The 18,122-nt window shown below is 68.5% G+C and carries 16 protein-coding genes and 6 pseudogenes; 17 read left to right on the top strand and 5 right to left on the bottom strand.

Going from position 1 to position 18,122, the window contains the following annotated elements:
* Positions 1-181: 181 nt before the first annotated feature.
* The 4 genes from rpsP to trmD are packed head-to-tail and all read left to right on the top strand — an operon-like array spanning position 182 to position 2,195.
* Positions 182-703: a 30S ribosomal protein S16 gene (gene rpsP / locus T428_RS0109405; protein ID WP_025736283.1), complete on the top strand. Its 522-nt coding sequence runs from the start codon at positions 182-184 to the stop codon at positions 701-703.
* Positions 704-707: 4 nt separating this feature from the next.
* On the top strand, positions 708-950 hold the full coding sequence (locus T428_RS0109400) for an RNA-binding protein (RefSeq protein ID WP_025736282.1): 243 nt from the start codon (positions 708-710) through the stop codon (positions 948-950).
* Positions 951-962: 12 nt separating this feature from the next.
* Complete coding sequence (gene rimM / locus T428_RS0109395; protein WP_025736281.1) at positions 963-1,496, top strand: ribosome maturation factor RimM; 534 nt, start codon at positions 963-965, stop codon at positions 1,494-1,496.
* Positions 1,497-1,499: 3 nt separating this feature from the next.
* Positions 1,500-2,195 (top strand): tRNA (guanosine(37)-N1)-methyltransferase TrmD, encoded by a 696-nt coding sequence (gene trmD / locus T428_RS0109390; RefSeq protein ID WP_025736280.1) that lies wholly within the window; start codon positions 1,500-1,502, stop codon positions 2,193-2,195.
* Here the strand turns inward: trmD and T428_RS0109385 are convergent.
* On the bottom strand, positions 2,192-3,160 hold the full coding sequence (locus T428_RS0109385; RefSeq protein WP_025736279.1) for a serine hydrolase: 969 nt from the start codon (positions 3,158-3,160) through the stop codon (positions 2,192-2,194). The two genes, trmD and T428_RS0109385, sit on opposite strands and share 4 nt — an antisense overlap.
* 329 nt (positions 3,161-3,489) lie before the next feature.
* Between T428_RS0109385 and rplS the strand changes: the two genes are divergently transcribed.
* The 4 genes and pseudogenes from rplS (at position 3,490) to T428_RS0109365 (ending at position 5,943) form a co-directional block, all read left to right on the top strand.
* The gene (gene rplS / locus T428_RS0109380; RefSeq protein ID WP_025736278.1) at positions 3,490-3,831 is read left to right on the top strand and encodes a 50S ribosomal protein L19; all 342 of its coding nucleotides are present in this window, start codon (positions 3,490-3,492) and stop codon (positions 3,829-3,831) included.
* Between the two features lie 90 nt (positions 3,832-3,921).
* Positions 3,922-4,803, top strand: a complete 882-nt coding sequence (gene lepB / locus T428_RS0109375; RefSeq protein ID WP_025736277.1) for a signal peptidase I — start codon at positions 3,922-3,924, stop codon at positions 4,801-4,803.
* 13 nt (positions 4,804-4,816) lie between these two features.
* A pseudogene (locus T428_RS0109370) lies at positions 4,817-5,633 on the top strand (ribonuclease HII).
* A 4-nt stretch (positions 5,634-5,637) separates the two neighbouring features.
* Positions 5,638-5,943 (top strand): DUF2469 domain-containing protein, encoded by a 306-nt coding sequence (locus tag T428_RS0109365; protein ID WP_007171389.1) that lies wholly within the window; start codon positions 5,638-5,640, stop codon positions 5,941-5,943.
* Here the strand turns inward: T428_RS0109365 and T428_RS0109360 are convergent, their stop codons facing one another.
* Positions 5,944-6,702 (bottom strand): GAF and ANTAR domain-containing protein, encoded by a 759-nt coding sequence (locus tag T428_RS0109360; RefSeq protein ID WP_036467726.1) that lies wholly within the window; start codon positions 6,700-6,702, stop codon positions 5,944-5,946.
* Positions 6,703-6,946: 244 nt separating this feature from the next.
* Here T428_RS0109360 and fdhD point away from each other — a divergent pair, with 244 nt between their 5' ends.
* The 4 genes and pseudogenes from fdhD (at position 6,947) to dprA (ending at position 10,960) form a co-directional block, all read left to right on the top strand.
* The gene (fdhD, locus tag T428_RS0109355) at positions 6,947-7,765 is read left to right on the top strand and encodes a formate dehydrogenase accessory sulfurtransferase FdhD (RefSeq protein ID WP_025736274.1); all 819 of its coding nucleotides are present in this window, start codon (positions 6,947-6,949) and stop codon (positions 7,763-7,765) included.
* Positions 7,766-7,902: 137 nt separating this feature from the next.
* On the top strand, positions 7,903-8,301 hold the full coding sequence (locus T428_RS0109350; protein WP_025736273.1) for a YraN family protein: 399 nt from the start codon (positions 7,903-7,905) through the stop codon (positions 8,299-8,301).
* Positions 8,301-9,811 (top strand): annotated as a pseudogene (locus T428_RS26820) (YifB family Mg chelatase-like AAA ATPase). The gene T428_RS0109350 and the pseudogene T428_RS26820 overlap by 1 nt, the downstream one beginning before the upstream one ends.
* A pseudogene (gene dprA, locus T428_RS31870) lies at positions 9,808-10,960 on the top strand (DNA-processing protein DprA). Before T428_RS26820 ends, dprA begins: the two co-directional pseudogenes overlap by 4 nt.
* Here dprA and T428_RS0109335 read toward each other — a convergent pair.
* Together T428_RS0109335 and T428_RS26815 are read right to left on the bottom strand one after the other, a co-directional pair.
* A complete protein-coding gene (locus T428_RS0109335; protein WP_025736271.1) occupies positions 10,957-11,868 on the bottom strand; it encodes a beta/alpha barrel domain-containing protein in 912 nt (303 codons plus the stop codon). The pseudogene dprA and the gene T428_RS0109335 sit on opposite strands and share 4 nt — an antisense overlap.
* A pseudogene (locus T428_RS26815) lies at positions 11,868-13,124 on the bottom strand (CaiB/BaiF CoA transferase family protein). Before T428_RS26815 ends, T428_RS0109335 begins: the two are co-directional and overlap by 1 nt.
* Positions 13,125-13,396: 272 nt before the next feature.
* On the opposite strand from T428_RS26815, the pseudogene T428_RS35370 reads away from it, so the two are divergent.
* The 5 genes and pseudogenes from T428_RS35370 to T428_RS26805 form a co-directional block, all read left to right on the top strand.
* Positions 13,397-13,522, top strand: a pseudogene (locus T428_RS35370) (hypothetical protein); the annotation flags it as partial.
* Positions 13,523-13,646: 124 nt separating this feature from the next.
* Positions 13,647-14,654: an MFS transporter gene (locus T428_RS26810; RefSeq protein ID WP_281173755.1), complete on the top strand. Its 1,008-nt coding sequence runs from the start codon at positions 13,647-13,649 to the stop codon at positions 14,652-14,654.
* Positions 14,655-14,670: 16 nt separating this feature from the next.
* Positions 14,671-15,732, top strand: coding sequence for a PPE family protein (locus tag T428_RS0109320; RefSeq protein WP_036467596.1), 1,062 nt, complete (start codon positions 14,671-14,673; stop codon positions 15,730-15,732).
* A gap of 77 nt (positions 15,733-15,809) precedes the next feature.
* Positions 15,810-16,109, top strand: coding sequence for a PE family protein (locus T428_RS0109315; RefSeq protein ID WP_025736269.1), 300 nt, complete (start codon positions 15,810-15,812; stop codon positions 16,107-16,109).
* 10 nt (positions 16,110-16,119) lie between these two features.
* Positions 16,120-17,245: pseudogene (locus tag T428_RS26805) on the top strand (PPE family protein).
* A gap of 1 nt (position 17,246) precedes the next feature.
* Here T428_RS26805 and T428_RS0109305 read toward each other — a convergent pair.
* A complete protein-coding gene (locus T428_RS0109305; RefSeq protein ID WP_051465176.1) occupies positions 17,247-18,062 on the bottom strand; it encodes an IclR family transcriptional regulator in 816 nt (271 codons plus the stop codon).
* Positions 18,063-18,122 lie beyond the last annotated feature (60 nt).

Genomic DNA, 18,122 nt, shown 5'->3' with positions numbered 1-18,122 from the left:
ACGCGGGCGAATTTCAGCCGACGGCGCTCGTTCTGGCACAATAGGCGGCTGTCCGCCGCGCGACCCGCCCGTTGTCGGGGTGCTTGTTCGGCGGTCACACACGCGAGGCAAAACCGGGTCCGGGCATCCCGCCCTGGTCGCTGAATTGCAGCGTGACACCCACAGGAGAATTCGCTTAATCATGGCTGTGAAGATCAAGCTCACCCAGCTTGGCAAGATCCGCAACCCGCAGTACCGCATCGCCGTCGCCGACGCACGTACGCGGCGCGACGGCCGCTCGATCGAGGTGATCGGCCGCTACCACCCCAAGGAAGACCCGAGCCTGATCGAGATCGACTCGGAGCGGGCCCAGTACTGGCTGTCGGTGGGCGCGCAGCCGACCGAACCCGTCGTCAAGCTGCTCAAGATCACCGGAGACTGGCAGAAGTTCAAGGGTCTGCCCGGCGCCGAGGGCAGCCTGCAGGTAGCCCCGCCCAAGCCCAGCAAGCTGGAGCTGTTCAACGCCGCGCTGGCCGAGGCCGACGGCGGCCCGACCACCGAGGCGGCCAAGCCGAAGAAGAAGGTCCCGGCCAAGAAGGCCGCCAAGGCCGACGAGGCCGCCGATGCCGCCGACGAGGCTCCTGCCGCCGAGGCACCTGCCGAAGCCGAGGCCCAGACCGCCGAGGCCCCGGCCGAGGGCGGCGAGCTGCCGACGGAAAGCTGAAGCGATGAGTACGGTCGTGGTCGACGCTGTCGAGCATCTGGTGCGCGGAATCGTGGACAACCCGGACGACGTCCGGGTGGACCTGGTGACCAGCCGGCGTGGGCGCACCGTCGAGGTGCATGTCCACCCCGAGGATCTGGGCAAGGTGATCGGTCGCGGGGGGCGTACCGCGACGGCGTTGCGCACGCTGGTCGCCGGTATCGGTGGCCGCGGCATCCGGGTCGACGTGGTGGACACCGACCAGTAGGTCCTTTTCCTCATGGAGCTGCTCGTCGGGCGCGTCGTGAAAGCGCACGGCATCACCGGCGAGGTGGTCGTGGAAGTTCACACCGACGATCCCGATGAGCGCTTCGCATCAGGAATTACCTTGCGCGCCAAGCCATCCCGTGGCCAAGGCGAAGAACGCAGCTATGTGGTCGCCGGCGCGCGCGAACACGGCGGCCGGCTGCTGGTGCGGCTGGCCGGCGTGGACGACCGCGATGCCGCCGACGCGCTGCGCGGCAGCCTGTTCGTGGTGGACTCGGACGACCTGCCGCCGATCGACGAGCCGGACACCTACTACGACCACCAGCTCGAGGGTCTGCGGGTCCGGACCACGACGGGACAGGATCTCGGTGTCGTCGCCGAGGTGCTGCACACCGCGGCCGGAGAGCTGTTGGCGGTGCACCGAACCGACGGCGAACAAACCCGGGAAGTGTTGGTGCCGTTCGTGAATGCGATCGTCACGTCGGTGTCGCTGGCCGACCGGATGGTCGAAATCGATCCGCCCGAGGGCCTGCTGGATCTGGGGTAGCCGGTGCGCATAGACGTCGTGACGATTTTTCCGGCCTACCTGGACCCGCTGCGGCAATCGTTGCCCGGCAAGGCGATTGCGTCGGGGCTGGTCGATCTGCGGGTACACGACCTGCGCGGGTGGACCCATGACGTACACCACTCGGTGGACGACGCGCCCTACGGCGGCGGGCCGGGGATGGTGATGAAGGCGCCGGTGTGGGGTGAGGCACTGGACGAAATCTGCTCTGCGGAAACGCTATTGGTCGTTCCCACGCCGGCCGGCAAGTTGTTCAAACAACCCACCGCCGCGCGCTGGAGCACCGAACAGCATCTGGTGTTCGCCTGCGGCCGCTACGAGGGCATCGACCACCGCGTCGTCGAGGACGCCGCGCGCCGTAGGCGCGTCGAAGAGGTATCGATCGGCGACTACGTGCTGCCGGGCGGCGAGTCGGCGGCCGTCGTGATGATCGAGTCCGTGCTGCGGCTGCTGACCGGCGTACTGGGCAACCCGGCGTCGCATCGCGAGGATTCGCACTCGGAGGTGCTGGGCGGTCTGTTGGAGGGCCCCAGCTACACCCGGCCGCCGAGCTGGCGCGGCCTCGACGTACCCGACGTACTGCTGTCGGGCGATCACGCGCGCATCGCGGCCTGGCGTCGGGAGGTGTCGCTGCGGCGCACGCGCGAGCGCCGCCCCGATCTGCAGCCGGGCGACCCTTAGAAGGGGATGGGCGCGATCCGGCCGTCGGGGAACATCGTCTTGACGGCCTGGGTGATCGTGTCGCGCGCCGTCGCGTCGTCGGAGGACTGCAGCGACTCGATGACCACGATGTAGCGGCGGTCGGGGCCCACCACGCCGGTCGACAGATGCATCCACTCCGTGCCGACGCAGCACATCCAGCCTTGCTTGACCGCCACCGGCTCGGCGAACAGACCGTCGGGGATACCGAACCGCTGCGGGTAACCGTCGACCCCGGTCGGGGTGGATTTGGCCAGGTCGTTGACGATGATCTTGGCCCGGTCCGCGGACAGCCCGCCGGACCCGTCGAGCAGCTTCTCGTAGTAGTGGATCAGGTCGGTCAGCGAGCTCGTCGTGTTCCACCAGCGCCCGTCCGACGGCGGGAAGGTCGACGACAGCCCGTAGCGGTTGGCCACCGCGGTGATGATGCTGTCGCCGCCGCCCTGACCCCAGAATTTCTCGGCGGCCCCGTCGTCGGACGACTGCAACATCAGGTCGAGTGCCTGCCGGTCGTCGGGGGACAGCGTGGTCTTGCCCTGGGCCTCGGCCAGCAGCAGGTCGTCGGCGATGAACAGCTTGGCCACCGAGGCGGTGCCGATGATCTGGCTGTTGCCGCTGGAGATCAGCTCATGGGTCTTGCGGTCCAGGATGCCCACCGAAAGGGTGGCCCCGCTGGCGGCGGCCTGGTCGGTGGTCTGCTGGATGCGTGCCCGCAAGCCGCCCAGTCCGCCGCCCGGCAGCGCGTCCAGCACCGTCGGCGCCGCGGGCGCGTCGATGGTTTCCAGCAGGAACTGAATGAGTTGCGGTTGGTGATCCGAGGACGCGCCAGCGGACGTGTTTGACGACTTCAGCTGGGCTTTTGCCGCGAGCCTCGCCTCGTCGCACCCGGCCAGCACCAGCGTCACCGCCGCGACGGCGGCGAGTGCGGTGCGGGGGCGTACACGCATCTGATCTTCTCCCAAGTCCTCTGACGTAAACCTGCATGTGGGCGGCCGTTTCGCAATCTGCCCGGGCGTCTTCGAGTTCGGGTAGTGGCTAGCGTGGTATGACCCCAGTCATATGTACCATTCACCAGCGCGTTAGATGCGGCATGAATCGCAGCGTTTACGTGTGATTTTCAATGCATGCGGGGTGTCTGGCACAATTGACCAGTTGTCTCCAGCGCTGTGCGGTTACCGCCTGCTGCGAGATACGACCCAAAGCCGAATCGGCTTACCGACCACCCCTGCGTGCGGGCAGTTTCCGCACGCCGCGACCTCAAGGAAGTGTCTCTCACATGAACAGGCTGGACTTCGTCGATCAGGCGTCGCTGCGCGGCGACATCCCGGCCTTCAGCCCGGGCGACACCATCAACGTGCACGTCAAGGTCATCGAGGGTGCCAAGGAGCGGATCCAGGTGTTCAAGGGCGTGGTGATCCGCCGGCAGGGCGGCGGCATCCGCGAGACCTTCACGGTGCGCAAGGAGAGCTACGGCGTCGGCGTCGAGCGGACCTTCCCGGTGCACTCGCCGACCATCGACCACATCGAGGTGGTGACCCGTGGCGACGTTCGCCGGGCCAAGCTGTACTACCTGCGCGAACTTCGCGGTAAGAAGGCCAAGATCAAGGAAAAGCGCTGACCGCGCGCGTCTCGGCGGCCGCCGTGGTGCGCCCGTGCGGTTTCCGAGACGTTTTGACGACCCTCGCACGGCGCTGGCTACGCTGATCCCGTGACGGATTCCACGGACTCGCCCGAGCCCCAGTCCGAGCCTGGTCGGTCGGAGCCGAAGATCTCCACCCGCGTCCCGGACGCCGACGAGCCGGCCCCCGCGCCGGACGCCGAATCCGACGAGTCCGTCGCCGACGAGCCGGAACCCAAGAAGAAGTCCGCGCTGCGCGAGCTGCCCATCCTGGCGGTCACCGCGATCGTCCTCTACTACGTCATTTTGACGTTCGTGGCGCGTCCGTACCTGATCCCGTCCGAGTCGATGGAGCCCACGCTGCACGGATGCGCGGGTTGCGTCGGCGACCGGATCATGGTCGACAAGCTCACCTACCGCTTCGGCTCACCGCACCCGGGCGACGTCATCGTCTTCAAGGGACCGCCGTCGTGGAACACCGGATACAAGTCGATCCGGTCTGCCAACACCGCGCTGCGCTGGATCCAGAACGCGCTGTCGTTCATCGGCTTCGTGCCGCCGGACGAGAACGATCTGGTGAAGCGGGTCATCGCGACCGGCGGGCAGACGGTGCAATGCCGGGCCGACACCGGGTTGACGGTCGACGGCAAGCCGCTCAAGGAGCCGTATCTCAAGCCGGCAACGATGATGGCCGACCCGTCGGTATACCCGTGCCTGGGTAGCGAATTCGGGCCGGTCACCGTCCCGGCCGGGCGGTTGTGGGTGATGGGCGACAACCGCACCCACTCGGCGGACTCGCGCGCCCACTGCACCAGCACGCCGGCCGATGCGCTCAAAGGCATTCTGTGCACTGGTGATCCGATGTCGGGGACGGTGCCGGTGGCCAACGTCATCGGCAAGGCCAGGTTCATCGTCTGGCCGCCGACGCGATGGGGTGGAGTGGGTTCGGTGAACCCCCAGCAAGGCCAGTAGCCTTGGCCCGGATATGACCCTGACGTGGCCGCCGCGGACGGTGATCCGCAAGTCGACGGGGTTGCGCACCCTGGAATCCGCGCTGCATCGCAGCGGCCTCGGGCCGGTGGCCGGGGTGGACGAGGTCGGCCGCGGTGCCTGCGCGGGCCCGCTGGTGGTGGCGGCCTGCGTGCTGGGGCCCAATCGACTGGAAAGCCTTGCCGCCCTTGACGATTCGAAGAAGCTCACCGAGAAGGCGCGGGAGAAGCTGTTCCCGCTGATCTGCCGCTACGCGGTCGCCTATCACGTGGTGTTCATTCCGCCGGCCGAAGTCGACCGGCGCGGGGTGCACGTCGCCAACATCGAGGGCATGCGGCGCGCGGTGGCCGGTCTGTCGGTGCGCCCCGGATATGTGTTGAGCGACGGTTTCCGCGTGCCCGGGCTGCCGATGCCGTCGCTGCCGGTGATCGGTGGGGACGCGGCCGCGGCCTGCATCGCCGCGGCCAGCGTGCTGGCCAAGGTCAGCCGCGACCGGCTGATGGTCGCTTTGGACGCCGATCATCCCGGTTACGGCTTCGCCGACCACAAGGGCTACTGCACGGCCGCGCACAGCAGCGCGCTGACCCGGCTGGGGCCGTGTGCCGAGCACCGCCATTCGTTCATCAACGTTCGGCGCGTGGCCTCGTCATCGGGGGACGGCGACCGGACGCGACTGGTGGCCGAATTCAAACCGAACCCTCCGGACGAGCGTTGCGGACACCCGTGAGGAAAGATGGGTGCAGACTTCTCACAGGGCGACCAGGCCGTCGCGACCGTGGAGTCAGGAAATCAGGCAGGAAAAGGACGTCTGAGCAGATGAGTGCCGAGGATCTCGAAAAGTACGAAACCGAGATGGAGCTCTCGCTCTACCGCGAATACAAGGACATCGTCGGCCAGTTCAGCTACGTGGTGGAAACCGAACGGCGCTTCTACCTGGCCAACAGCGTCGAGATGGTGCCGCGCAACGCCGACGGCGAGGTCTACTTCGAGCTGCGCCTGTCCGACGCCTGGGTCTGGGACATGTACCGGCCGGCCCGGTTCGTCAAGCAGGTGCGGGTGGTGACGTTCAAGGACGTCAACATCGAAGAAGTGGAGAAGCCCGAGCTGCGGCTCCCCGAGTAGTCAGGTGCCGGGCTCTTGGTCGCCGTCGGGCGGCAGGTCGCCGCGGCGTTCGATCACCGCCCGCGCGACGTCGGCCAGCTTGATGCTCAGGGCCTGCGAGTGCCGGCGGAGCAGGTCGAACGCCTCGTCCTCGGTGAGCTCCTGCAGCGCCATCAGCATGCCGACGGCCTTGCCGATCTCGCGGTTGCTGAGCAGCCCCCGCCGCAGGCTGGCGGCATCTTCTCCCTTGGCCACCGCGTTGATGGCCACGCTGGCGAACGAGGCCAGCACCGCCGCGCGCCCGGCGGCCTCGCCGTCGAACATGTTGGGGGTGTCGCTGAACAGGTTGAGCGCCGCCCCCTTGCGCTTGTTGACCAGCAGCCGAAAGCCCATCGCACCGCGCACCGGCGTCTCCTCGAGCAGCCTGGCCGCCAGCTTCGGCCAGTGCGACGGCGTGGTCAGGTCGGCGTCGATCTGCGGCGTCTCCTCCTCGATCGTGTCCAGGCAGGGGCCGTCGCCGGCCTCCAGCTCCATCTCGTCGATTTTCGCGGCCAGCGCGTCGCTGGCGCCGACCGTGACATAGCGATCGCCGTCGAGGACCAGCAGGCTGGCGTGGTCGCAGCCGCGGACGGCCAGCGTCGCCGCGACACAGATGGCCGCGTACATCTCCTTGGCGTCCGAGCCCTGATAGATGATTTCGGCAAGAGCCGCGAAGACGGTGGCCGGATCGGCTTTCTCCCCGCCCGGCATCGCCGCGTCGCCTGCTGATCCAGCTGCCATCTTGTGCCTCATCTCCGGCGATGTCGCCGGCCCGACGCCCGCCGAACCCTGTCGACGCACGCCCCAACCGCGGAAATCCCCATGCCCATCATCCGACAAGCCATGTCGACCCTAAAGCAAAGGTAACCACCCGGTGTCGAAATGCCGCACGTCAGGGCCGCGTCATTGCGGCCCCGGCGGCCGATCGCCGGTCAATGTAGTTTGGCTTGATGAGGTTTCAGCGCTGCACCAAAGTAGCCACGCCGTGGGCAACGTAACCGCGCGCCGCCGCGCGACGCACGTCAACGCAGGTCAGGCCGTCATCCGGCCCGAAACCCTGGCCGTCGAGGAGCCGCTGGAGATCCGGGTCAACGGCACACCGGTGACGGTGACGATGCGGACCCCCGGCGCGGATATCGAACTTGCGCAAGGCTTTATGCTCACCGAAGGCGTGATCGTGCGCCGCGAAGACGTGCTGACGATCCGGTACTGCGGCGGCCGCGGTCAGGACGGCGCCAACACCTACAACGTGCTGGACGTGACGCTGGCCCCGGGCGTGGCTCCGCCCGATCTCGGCGTCACCCGCAACTTCTACACCACGTCCTCGTGCGGGGTGTGCGGCAAGGCGTCGCTGGACGCGGTCCGGGTGATCAGCCGCTTCACCCCGGCTGAGGATCCGGTCACCGTTGCCGCCGCCACGCTCAAGGCGATGCCGGGTCAATTGCGCAGTGCGCAAAAGGTTTTCGACAGCACCGGCGGCCTGCACGCCGCGGCGCTGTTCGACGCCGGCGGCACCATGCTGGTGGTCCGCGAGGACATCGGCAGGCACAACGCCGTCGACAAGGTCATCGGCTGGGCGCTGGAGCACGGGCGGATCCCACTGGTCGGTTCGGTGTTGCTGGTGAGCGGGCGGGCGTCGTTCGAGATCACGCAGAAGGCGGTGCTGGCGGGGATCCCGGTGCTGGCCGCGGTGTCGGCGCCGTCGTCGCTGGCGGTGTCGTTGGCCGAGGAATCCGGGCTCACCCTGGTGGCGTTCCTGCGCGAGGACTCGATGAACGTCTACACCCGCGCGGACCGGATCTAGCCGAATTCCGCTGCGGCGCAGACCGATTCCGGTCATCGCTGTGGATGAACACCCGACTGGGGATAACTCGTCGTTGGCGGGGTCCTCGACGCCCGTCCGGGCGTGTCGTGTCGGGCCCGGCGGGCAGGTTTGGCGGCATGACGACCGCAAAGGCCTCCGGGGCCGACAGGACGCGCATCGAACTGGGAGCGCTGGGTGAGGCCCTCGCCGTGGATTACCTGACGCGGATGGGGCTGCGCATCGTGGATCGCAACTGGCGATGTCGCTACGGCGAACTCGACGTGATCGCCGCCGAAGACGCCACCCGCACGCTGGTGTTCGTCGAGGTCAAGACGCGTACCGGCGACGGCTACGGGGGTTTGGCGCACGCGGTCACCCCCCGCAAGGTCCGGCGGTTACGCCGACTGGCGGGGCTGTGGCTGGCCGCTCAGGACGGCCGCTGGGCGGCGGTCCGCATCGACGTGATCGGGGTGCGGCTCGGGCCGGGATGTTCCAGGCGCACGCCGGAGATCTCACATCTGCAGGGAATCGGCTGATGGCGCCGGGACGCGCGTTCTCGGTCGCGGTGCGCGGCCTGGACGGTCACATCGTGGAGATCGAGGCCGACATCACCTCGGGGCTGCCCGCGGTCCACCTCGTCGGCCTGCCCGACGCCGCGTTGCAGGAGTCACGCGACCGGGTGCGCGCCGCGGTCACCAATTGTGGAAACGACTGGCCCATGGCCAGGCTCACGCTGGCGCTGTCCCCGGCGACACTGCCGAAAATGGGATCGGTCTTCGACATCGCCCTGGCGGCGGCGGTGTTGTCGGCACAGCGCAAGAATCCGTGGGAGCGCCTGGAAAAGACGGTGCTGCTCGGCGAGCTGTCGCTGGACGGCCGGATCCGGCCGGTGCGTGGGGTGCTGCCCGCGGTGCTGGCCGCCAAACGCGACGGCTGGCCCGCCGTCGTCGTCCCGGTGGACAACCTGGCCGAGGCCAGCCTGATCGACGGGATCGACGTCTGGGGCTCGCGCACGCTGGGGCAGCTGCAGAGCTGGCTCGGCGGTGCGGCCCGGCTGCACGAGCGGAACAGCGCGCCGCCCACCGATCGCAAGCCGGCGGGGGATCTGGCCGACGGGTGGGGCAGGCGCAAGCACGTTTCGCGGTCGAGGTGGCCGCGGCCGGGGCCCATCACCTGATGCTGACCGGCCCGCCGGGGGTGGGTAAAACGATGCTGGCGCAACAGCTTCCGGGGTTGCTGCCCCGCTTGACCGACAGCGAGGCCCTGGAGGTCACCGCGATTCACTCGGTGGCCGGCCTGCTGTCGGCGGACACGCCGTTGATCACCCAGCCGCCGTTCGTGGCACCACACCACAGTTCCAGCGTGGCCGCCCTCGTCGTCGGCGGCTCGGGCATGGCCCGCCCGGGCGCCGTCAGCCGGGCGCACCGTGACGTGCTGTTCCTCGACGAATGCGCCGAGATCAGCGTCGGCGCGCTGGAAGAGCTGCGAACACCATTGGAGGACGGGCTCATTCGTCTGGCACGCCGCGATGGCGTGGCGTGCTACCCCGCCCGGTTTCAGCTGGTGCTGGCCGCCAACCTGTGCCCCTGCGCGCCGGCCGATCCACAGGACTGCATGTGCCCGGCCGCGACCAAACGCCGCTACCTGGGCAAGCTGTCGGGCCCGTTGCTGGATCGGGTGGACCTGCGGGTACAGATGCATCCGGTGCGGACCGGCGCGTTCGCTGCCGTCGACGGTGAATCCTCCGAGCAGGTGCGGCAACGGGTGGCCCAGGCCCGTGACACGGCCGCCGCGCGGTGGCGGCCACACGGTTTCACCACCAACGCCGAAGTGAGCGGAACGCTGTTGCGGCGAAAGTACCGGCCCGGTGGTAAGGCCATGGATCCGCTGCGGCTGGCGGTGGAGCGCGGGCTGCTCAGCATTCGCGGGCTCGACCGCACGTTGCGCGTCGCGTGGAGTCTTGCCGACCTGGCCGGCCGGAGCTCTCCCGGGGTCGACGAGGTGGCCGCCGCGCTGAGCTTCCGGCAGTTGGGGGCGCAGCGATGACCGCGCCGTTCGACGACCCCAGCTGGCCGGCCTGGGCGTACCTGTCGCGGGTGGCCGAGCCGCCGTGTGCGGCGCTGTCCGCACTGGTGGCATCCGTGGGCCCGGTCGAGGCGGCCGGCCGGGTCCGGCGCGGGCTGGTCGGCGACGAGCTGGTGCGGCGGACCGCGGCCAGGCGGGAAATCGACTCCGCCGCAGCTGATCTCGAGTGGCTCACCCGTTGCGGCGGCCGGCTGATCACCCCCGACTGCCCGGAATGGCCATTGCTCGCGTTCTCGGCCTTCGACGGCGCCGGGGCGCGGCCCGGCGCCGCACCACCGCTGGTGTTGTGGGCGTTAAGTGCCGTGCGCCTGGACGAGGTGACCCAGCGCGCCGCCGCGGTGGTCGGCACCCGCGCGGCCACCGCCTACAGCGAACAGGTGAGCGCCGATCTGGCCGTTGGCCTGGCCGAGCGCGACGTGGCGGTGGTCTCCGGCGGCGCCTACGGCATCGACGGTGCGGCCCACCGCGCGGCACTGGCCGGCGACGGAATCACCGTGGCTGTGCTGGCCGGCGGGATCGACATCCCTTACCCGGCCGGGCATTCGGCGTTGCTGCATCGCATCGGCCAGCACGGCTTGCTGTTCAGCGAATACCCGCCGGGCCTGCGGCCGGCCCGGCACCGGTTCCTGACCCGCAATCGTCTGGTCGCCGCGGTCGCGGGGGCCGTCGTCGTGGTGGAGGCCGGGCTACGCAGCGGGGTCGCGAAAACCGCGGCCTGGGCGCGGGCGCTGGGCCGGGTGGTGGCCACGGTGCCCGGGCCCGTCACCTCGTCGGCCTCGGCGGGCTGTCATGAGCTGCTGCGCCACGGCGACGAGCTGGTCACCCGGGCCGACAACGTCGTCGAACTCGGCGGCCGCATGGGCGAACTCGCCGTCGAAGAGCCCCGGCCCGCGACGGCCCTGGACGCCCTGGGCGAGGCCGAACGCCAGGTGTACGAGGCGTTGCCCGGTCGCGGCGCCGCGACGGTCGACGAGATCGCGGTCGCTTCCGGGCTGATGCCCGAGCAGGTGCTGGGACCACTGGCGATGCTCGGTGTCCGGGTTGGCCGCACGCGACGACGGGCAGTGGCGAATCGTGCGGGCGCGCCGTGCGTCGGCGGCCGCGGGTTAGCTGACCCAGGGGGATGCGTCCACCGTGGACCGTGCGCCCTGGGCGGCGCGGGAGCGGTTCTCCACGCCCAACTCGTCCAGCAGCCGCCCGCCCGCGGTCACGACTCCGGCGAAGATCGGGGGAGTCAGCCACGGGGGCTGCAGCGCGAACAGCAGATCCTCGGTCGAGGTGTTGCCGCTGGCTTCGGGAGCGAAAGGGCAGCCACCCAGGCCGCCGAGCGCCCCGTCGACCATCGAGGCCCCCACCTGGATGGCGGCGAGGGTGTTGGCCACGCCGAGGCTCCAGGTGTCGTGCCCGTGGAAGACGATCTCGCACTCGGGTGCTTTGTCGCGCACCCGCTTGACCAACTGCCGCACCTGTTCGGGCGTGGCCTGCCCCAGCGTGTCGCACAGCACCACGCTCGAAATGTTCGCCGTGCGGGGATCGCGCACCAGGTCGACGACCCGTTGCGGGTCGACCGGCCCCCGGTACGGGCAGGTGAATGCGGTGGCCAACAACAGCTGCAGCCGGGCGCCGGCCACCGCCGCGAAGTCGACGGCCTCGGGCAAGGCGGCCATGCTCTGCTCGGTGGTCCGCCCGACATTGGCGTGGTTGTGCTGGTCACTGACCGAGAGGCAGTATTCGACGTTGCGCGCGCCGGCTTCGATCGCCCGGGTGACGCCGCGCGGGGTGGCCGTCCACACCCAACACCGTTGCAGCTCTTCGGGAGTCAGCGCCGCGATGACCTCGAGGGTGTTGGCCATCGGCGGCACCTTGTCGGGGCGCGCCATCGCCCCGATCTCCAGCGCGTCGATGCCCGAGTCCAGCAATGCCCGCGCCAGTTGGACTTTCGTGTCGGTGCCGAGCAGCTTGCGGGTCAGCTGCAAGCCGTCGCGCAGCGTGACGTCGCGCAATCGCACTGGGGTCATCATCCGATCAGCTCCTCGACATTCGGAGGGTCAAGCGCCAGGGCGCCAAGTATTTCTATTTCGTCGGTGTGCTCGCCGAGATCCGGTCCGAGGGTGCGGATCGCACGCGCACCGTCGCCGATCCGCGGCACGATGCCCGGGAACGCCACGCTGGGCAGCATCTCGGTGCCGGTGGAAACCGGTAGGTGCTGGATCATGCCGCGCGCCAGGAACTGCTCGTCGGCCTTGATGTCGGCCGCGGTGTTGATCGGGCCGGCGGGCACACCGGCCGCCTCGAGCGCCGAAAGTGCTTCGCGCGCGGGCATGCTGGCGGTCCACTCGCCGATCGCCGCGTCGAGCTCGTCGCGGGCCTGTCACCGCAGCGCGTTGTTGGCCAAGCGTGCGTCTTGCGCGAGGTCGGTCCGGCCGATCAGCGTCATGAACCGGCGATAGATGCCGTCGCCGTTGCCGGCGATGACCACCTAGCGGCCGTCGCTGCACCGGTAGGCGTTCGACGGGGCGATGCCTTCCATGCGCCCGCCGGTGCGGCCACGCGTGACCTGGTAGGCGTCGTACTCCGGGACCAACGATTCCATCACCGAGAAGATGGCTTCGGTCAGCGCGACGTCGACGGTCCGGTCGGCCACCGGGGTGGATCTGCCTGCGACACGGTCCTTTTGGCGTTGATGCAACGCGACCAACGCGCCGAACGCGGCGTAGATGCCGGCGATGGAGTCGCCGATGGACACACCCACCCGTGACGGCGGACGGTCCGGCTCGCCGGTCGGTGCCCGCAGCCCCGCCATCGCCTCGGCGACCGCGGCGAATCCGGGTTGCTGCTGACGCGGTCCGGTCTGCCCGTAGGCCGACACCCGCACGATGATCAGATCGGGGTTCTCCGCGGCGAGCTCGGCCGGGCCGATGCCCCACCGCTTCAGGGTCCCCGGGCGGAAGTTCTCCAGCACGACGTCGCAGCTCCGGGCCAACTCACGCACGATCACCTGGCCCCGCTCGGTCTTGAGGTCGACCACCACCGACTTTTTGTTGCGGTTGATGGTGCGAAACAGCATCGACGTCGTGCCGGAGTACAGCCGCCAGGTGCGCAACTCGTCAACGGTTTCCGGGTGCTCGATCTTGATGACCACGGCGCCGAAATCGGCCAACAGTCGGCCCGCGGTCGGCGCGGCTATGTAATTGCCCAGCTCAAGGACGCGTACCCGGTCAAGCGGTCCGTTGGCTTCGTTCACTGGAGACCTCCTGTAACCGACATCGCGCATTGCTACCCACAATATGGCAAGAGACTCTTCCATTCGGTGATGCGGGCCGCTACAGTCGGATGTTGGTGCATGGCTCACAATGCAAGCGACAAACCACTTTGTAGACACGATGTGGGCATGGCGGGTTCTCGACGACGAGGGGCTCTGAATGACCGCAACACCGATCACGGCAGTGACCGCGGACTCTGTCGGCGAGCAACTGGATCGCTTGCCGGTGGGGGGCGGTACACCGCAAGGTCGTCGTCGCGGTGGGGCTCGGCTTGTTCTTCGAGATGTACGAGATCTTCCTGTCCAGCACCCTGAGCGCCACGCTGCAGCACAACTTCGGCGTGCGCGGCACCGCGCTCAAACTGGTGCTGGCGTCGTCGTTCATCGGAATGTTCGTCGGCGCAGCATTTTTCGGTCGGCTCGCTGACCGGATAGGTCGCCGGAGGGCGTTCCTGCTCGGGCTCAGCTGTTTTCGGCCTTCTCGCTGGCCGGTGCCTTTGCGCCGTCTCCGGCGCTGTTGGTGCTCGCCCGATTTTGGCCGGCGTCGGGATCGGCGCGGTGTACCCGGTGGCCGACACCTACCTTGCCGACGTCCTACCCAAAGAGCAGCGCGGCCGAATGGCCTCCTACGCCTACACCTGTTCGTTCCTCGCGGTCCCCTTCGCCGGCTTCCTGGCCTGGTGGCTGACCCAGCGTTCGCCGCTGGGCATCACGGGGTGGCGTTGGCTGCTGGGCCTGGGGGCCGGGGGCGCTCTGATCGTGTTCGTCCTGAACCGGTGGGTGCCCGGGTCGCCGCGCTGGCTTGCGTCCGCGGGACGCCACGACGAGGCGCAGCGGGCCCTGAACGTCTTCGCCGCCGGATCGAATCTGCTTGCGGCGCAGATCGATACTCCTCCCGACGCCGATCGCGCCGGCGTTGGGAGGCCCACTCAATCGGGCCTGACGCAATTGCGGCGGGCTCCGTACAACCGCCGGGTCGTGATGCTGACGGTGTTCCACTTGTTTCAGACCTACGGCTACTACGGGTTCGGCACCCTCGCCGCGCTGGTGCTGGTCAGCCGCGGTTACGGCGTCACGTCCTCGATGCTGTTCAGCGCGCTGTCGTTTGTGGGATATCCGATCGGCTCCCTGGCGGCCATCCCGCTGCTGGCGAGATTCGAACGCAAGTTCCTGCTGGTCGGCTCGATCGTGGCCGTCGCGGCGTTCGGACTGTTGTTCGCGACCCAGTCGTCGGTGCCGCTGATCGTCCTGTTCGGCTTCTTGACCACCGCGACGAGCAACGTCTTCTCCAACGTCTATCACGTGTATCAGGCCGAGGTCTTCCCGACCACCGTGCGGGCCACGGCCGTCGGATGGACGTACTCGCTGTCCCGGTTATCCAGTGGCGCTTCGCCTTTCGTGCTGGTCACTATCCTGGACCACTACGGTGCGGGCGCGATGTTCACCGCGGTGGCAACCGCATTGGCCGTCGTCATCGCCGCCGTTCTCGCGCTGAGGCCGCGCACGTCGCGGCGCAGCCTCGAAGAGATCAACCCGCTATGACGGCCCGGGAGTTGCGATGATCGATTTCGGGGCGCTACCGCCGGAGATCAACTCGGGCCGAATGTATGCCGGGGCCGGACCGGGGCCCATGATGGCCGCGGCCTGGGACTACCTGGCGGCCGAACTGGCATCGAGCGCTTCCAGCTATTCGTCGGTGACGGCTGAGCTGACGAGTTCGTCGTGGTTCGGCCCGGCGTCCAGATCGATGCTGGCCGCCGCCACGCCCTACATCTCGTGGCTCAGTGCCGCGGCCGCGCTGGCCGAACAGACCAGCGCGCAGGCCAAGGCCGTCGCGTCGGCCTTCGATGCGGCCTTCGCGATGACGGTCCCGCCGCCGGTGATCGCCGAGAACCGAGCGCGGTTGCTGATGCTCGTCGCGACCAACTTTTTCGGGCAGAACACCGCGGCGATCGCCGCCACCGAGGCCGGCTACGCCGAGATGTGGGCGCAGGACGCCGCCGCCATGAACGGATACGCCGGCTTCGCGGCAACCGCAACGCAATTGGTCCCGTTCACCGAGCCGGTCCACACCACCGACCAAGCCGGACTGGCCCGACAGCAAGCTGCCGTCGCCGCGGCGGCCGCGACCGGCGGGCCGTCGCAGACATCGCTCACCGACATCGTCAATACCTTGTCCAGTCAGGTAAAAGGACTCCTGTTCGGTCCCTTGGACGTCATCTACTGGCCGATGATCTATGTGGGCTCCCTGATTTTCGCGCAAATCGGTGTGCTGTGGCCCGAGCACGTCGCCGCCGGGGGCGCGGTGGGCTTCTCCGCCACGCCCGCCCTCGCGGCGCCGGTCAGCCTCGGTGGTAAGCTGATCTCGGCGAACTTGGCTTCGTCGAACAAGATTGGCTCGTTATCTGTGCCGGCGCGCTGGTCTGCGACAACACCCAAGGTTGCAGAAGCGTCCATGCTCCGGGCGATCGGCACCGAGGGTGCCGGCGGGCCCTCGAATCGACCGGAGGCACTGTTGCCCCCGATGGCGCCGGCCCGCGGCAGACGTGGTGGCGGCTTGCCGCCCCGCGAATACGGATTCCGGCCCGGTTTTACGGCTCGTCTACCATCGGTGGGATAACGTCATGGCCCAGAACACAATTCGAACACCACTTTGCAGGACCGTTGAGCCGCAAGGTTATTGAATAAGGAGATCAGATGTCCTTTGTTACCGCGCAACCGGAAGCGTTGGCCGCGGCGGCCGGTGCATTGCGGGCGATCGGCTCCGCGTCTGCGGCCCAGAATGCGGCGGCGTCGGCGCCGACCACTGCGGTGATTTCCGCTGCCGCAGACCACGTGTCGATATTGACCGCGGCACAGTTCACCGCCCATGGGCAGCTGTATCAGCAGGTCAGTCAGCAGGCGATGGAGATTCACGAGATGTTTGTCAACGCTTTGGATCTCAGCTCGGGATCGTATGCGGCTACGGAGGCCGCCAACGCGATCGCAACCGGTTAAGGGGCTCGCGATGCTTGACTTTGGGGCGTTGCCGCCGGAGGTCAATTCGGGGCCGATGTACGCGGGTGCGGGCTCGGCCTCGCTGATGGGGGCGGCTTCTGAGTGGAATTCCCTTGCTTCCGAGCTGAATTCGGCCACCGTGGCCTACGACAGGGTGGTGAACACGTTGTCCAGCGAGGAGTGGTTAGGGCAGGCCTCGGCATCGATGACCGAGGCCGTCACCCCCTATGTGGAATGGATGAGAACCACTGCCGCCGCGGCCGAGCATGCGGCCAGTCAAGCCATGTCCGCCGCGTCGGCCTTCGAAACGGCGCATACCGCGATCGTGCCTCCGCCGGTGATCGCGGCTAACCGGGTCAATCTGGCGCGGCTGCTGTCCACCAATGTGCTGGGCCAAAACACCGGGCAGATTGCGGCTTTGGAAGCCCAGTACGCGGAGATGTGGGCAATCGACTCGGCCACCATGTACCGCTATGCGGGCCGATCCGCGCACACCGCGGCGGTCAAGCCGTTCACCCCGGCGCCCCACACCACCAACCCGGCCGGTATCGGAAGCCAGCGGTCCGCGGTCGCCGCGGCCACCGGTACCTCGGCGGGTGCGGCGCAAAACACGTTGCACGACCAGATGAGCCAGATCACCTCGGCGTTGGGAAAGCTGTCCACCGGTATGCAGGCCGCCGCACCGGCCGATGATCCGGTGAAGGACGCGCTGACCACGGGTCCGCTGGGATGGCTGGGTGATCTGATGACGTTCTACGCGCCGTTTTCCACCACGTTCTACAACACCGAGGGCCTGCCTGCCGTTCTTCTCCGCCGGTCTGGCCAACACCTTTGTCTCGATCGCGAAATCCACCGGCGCGCTCGGGGGAGCCGCCGCGGCCGCCGTGCCCCCTGCCGTGACCCCGGCGTTGGTCGGTGGCGGCGTTGAAGTCGCCGCGAATGGGGTCCAGGCCGCCGACCACGCCGCGACGCCAGCCGCGATCAGCAACATCCGCGAGGCGCCGGACACCGGGACGGGAAGCGGAAACGTCATCGGTGGCCTGCCACGCGTCGGTGGCGCAGACGGCGGAGGACTCCGGACACCCCGATACGGTCTGAAGCTCACGGTGATGGCGCGCCCACCGTTCGCGGGCTAGCTCAATACGGAAGCCGGCCACCGAGAGTGCGGGTCACCTGGTCGGCAGCGCCGACGACGTTGTCGGCCCACAGTTCGGCGAGCTCGTGCGAGAACCGAAAGCTCGGTCCGCTGATCATCAGCGCACCCAGCACCTGACCGTGCGAATCGAACACCGGGGCCGCGATACCGGTAGCCCCTTCGTCGCGTTCGCCGCTGGTGATCGCAAAGCCCATCCGGCGCGCTTGTTCGACCTTGGCGCGCAACAACTCTGGATCGGTGACGGTCGCCGGGGTGAACTGGATCAACTCGGAACGCAGCACCTCTTCCAATGCCTCATCGTCCCAGGCCATCAACACCCGGCCGGCCGACCCGACGGAGAGCGGAATGACTTTGCCGACGTGCATCTCGCGGCGGATCCCGTGGCGGGTCTCGGCAAGTGCGACACACACCCGGAAGGGCCCCTCGCGGCGGAAGAAGCACGCCGTCTCGCCGCTGGCGTCGCGCAGCGTTTCCAGGGCCGGTGTCACCACGTCCAGCAGACCCATGCTGCTGGTCACCGGGGCCGCCCAGTACGCCACCCGGGCTCCGATCCGGAAACGGTCGCCCACCCGATCGAGGAACTCCTCGGCCACCAAATTGGCCACCAGCCGCTGCACCGTCGAGGTCGGATACCCGGTGCGGGCCCGAATCTCGCTGAGCGTCAGCTCCGGCTCGGACAGCGTGAAGGCGTCCATGATGCCGCGAATCTTCGCCAATACCAGCAGCGGCTTCACGCCCGCGGACAGCGTCCGCGCCGGCGCCAATGGCGGAATGTCCAGACCCTCGGCCTCGCTCATGCCTCCATTGTCCCGGTATCGGCGCGGATAACGGCGCATTTGCGCGCCGCGGTGGCGGCC

The sequence above is a fragment of the Mycobacterium genavense ATCC 51234 genome (assembly GCF_000526915.1).
GTDB classification, from domain to species: domain Bacteria; phylum Actinomycetota; class Actinomycetes; order Mycobacteriales; family Mycobacteriaceae; genus Mycobacterium; species Mycobacterium genavense.
Note: the sequence above shows the minus strand (reverse complement) of the source record. Positions and strands in the feature narration are given on the sequence as shown.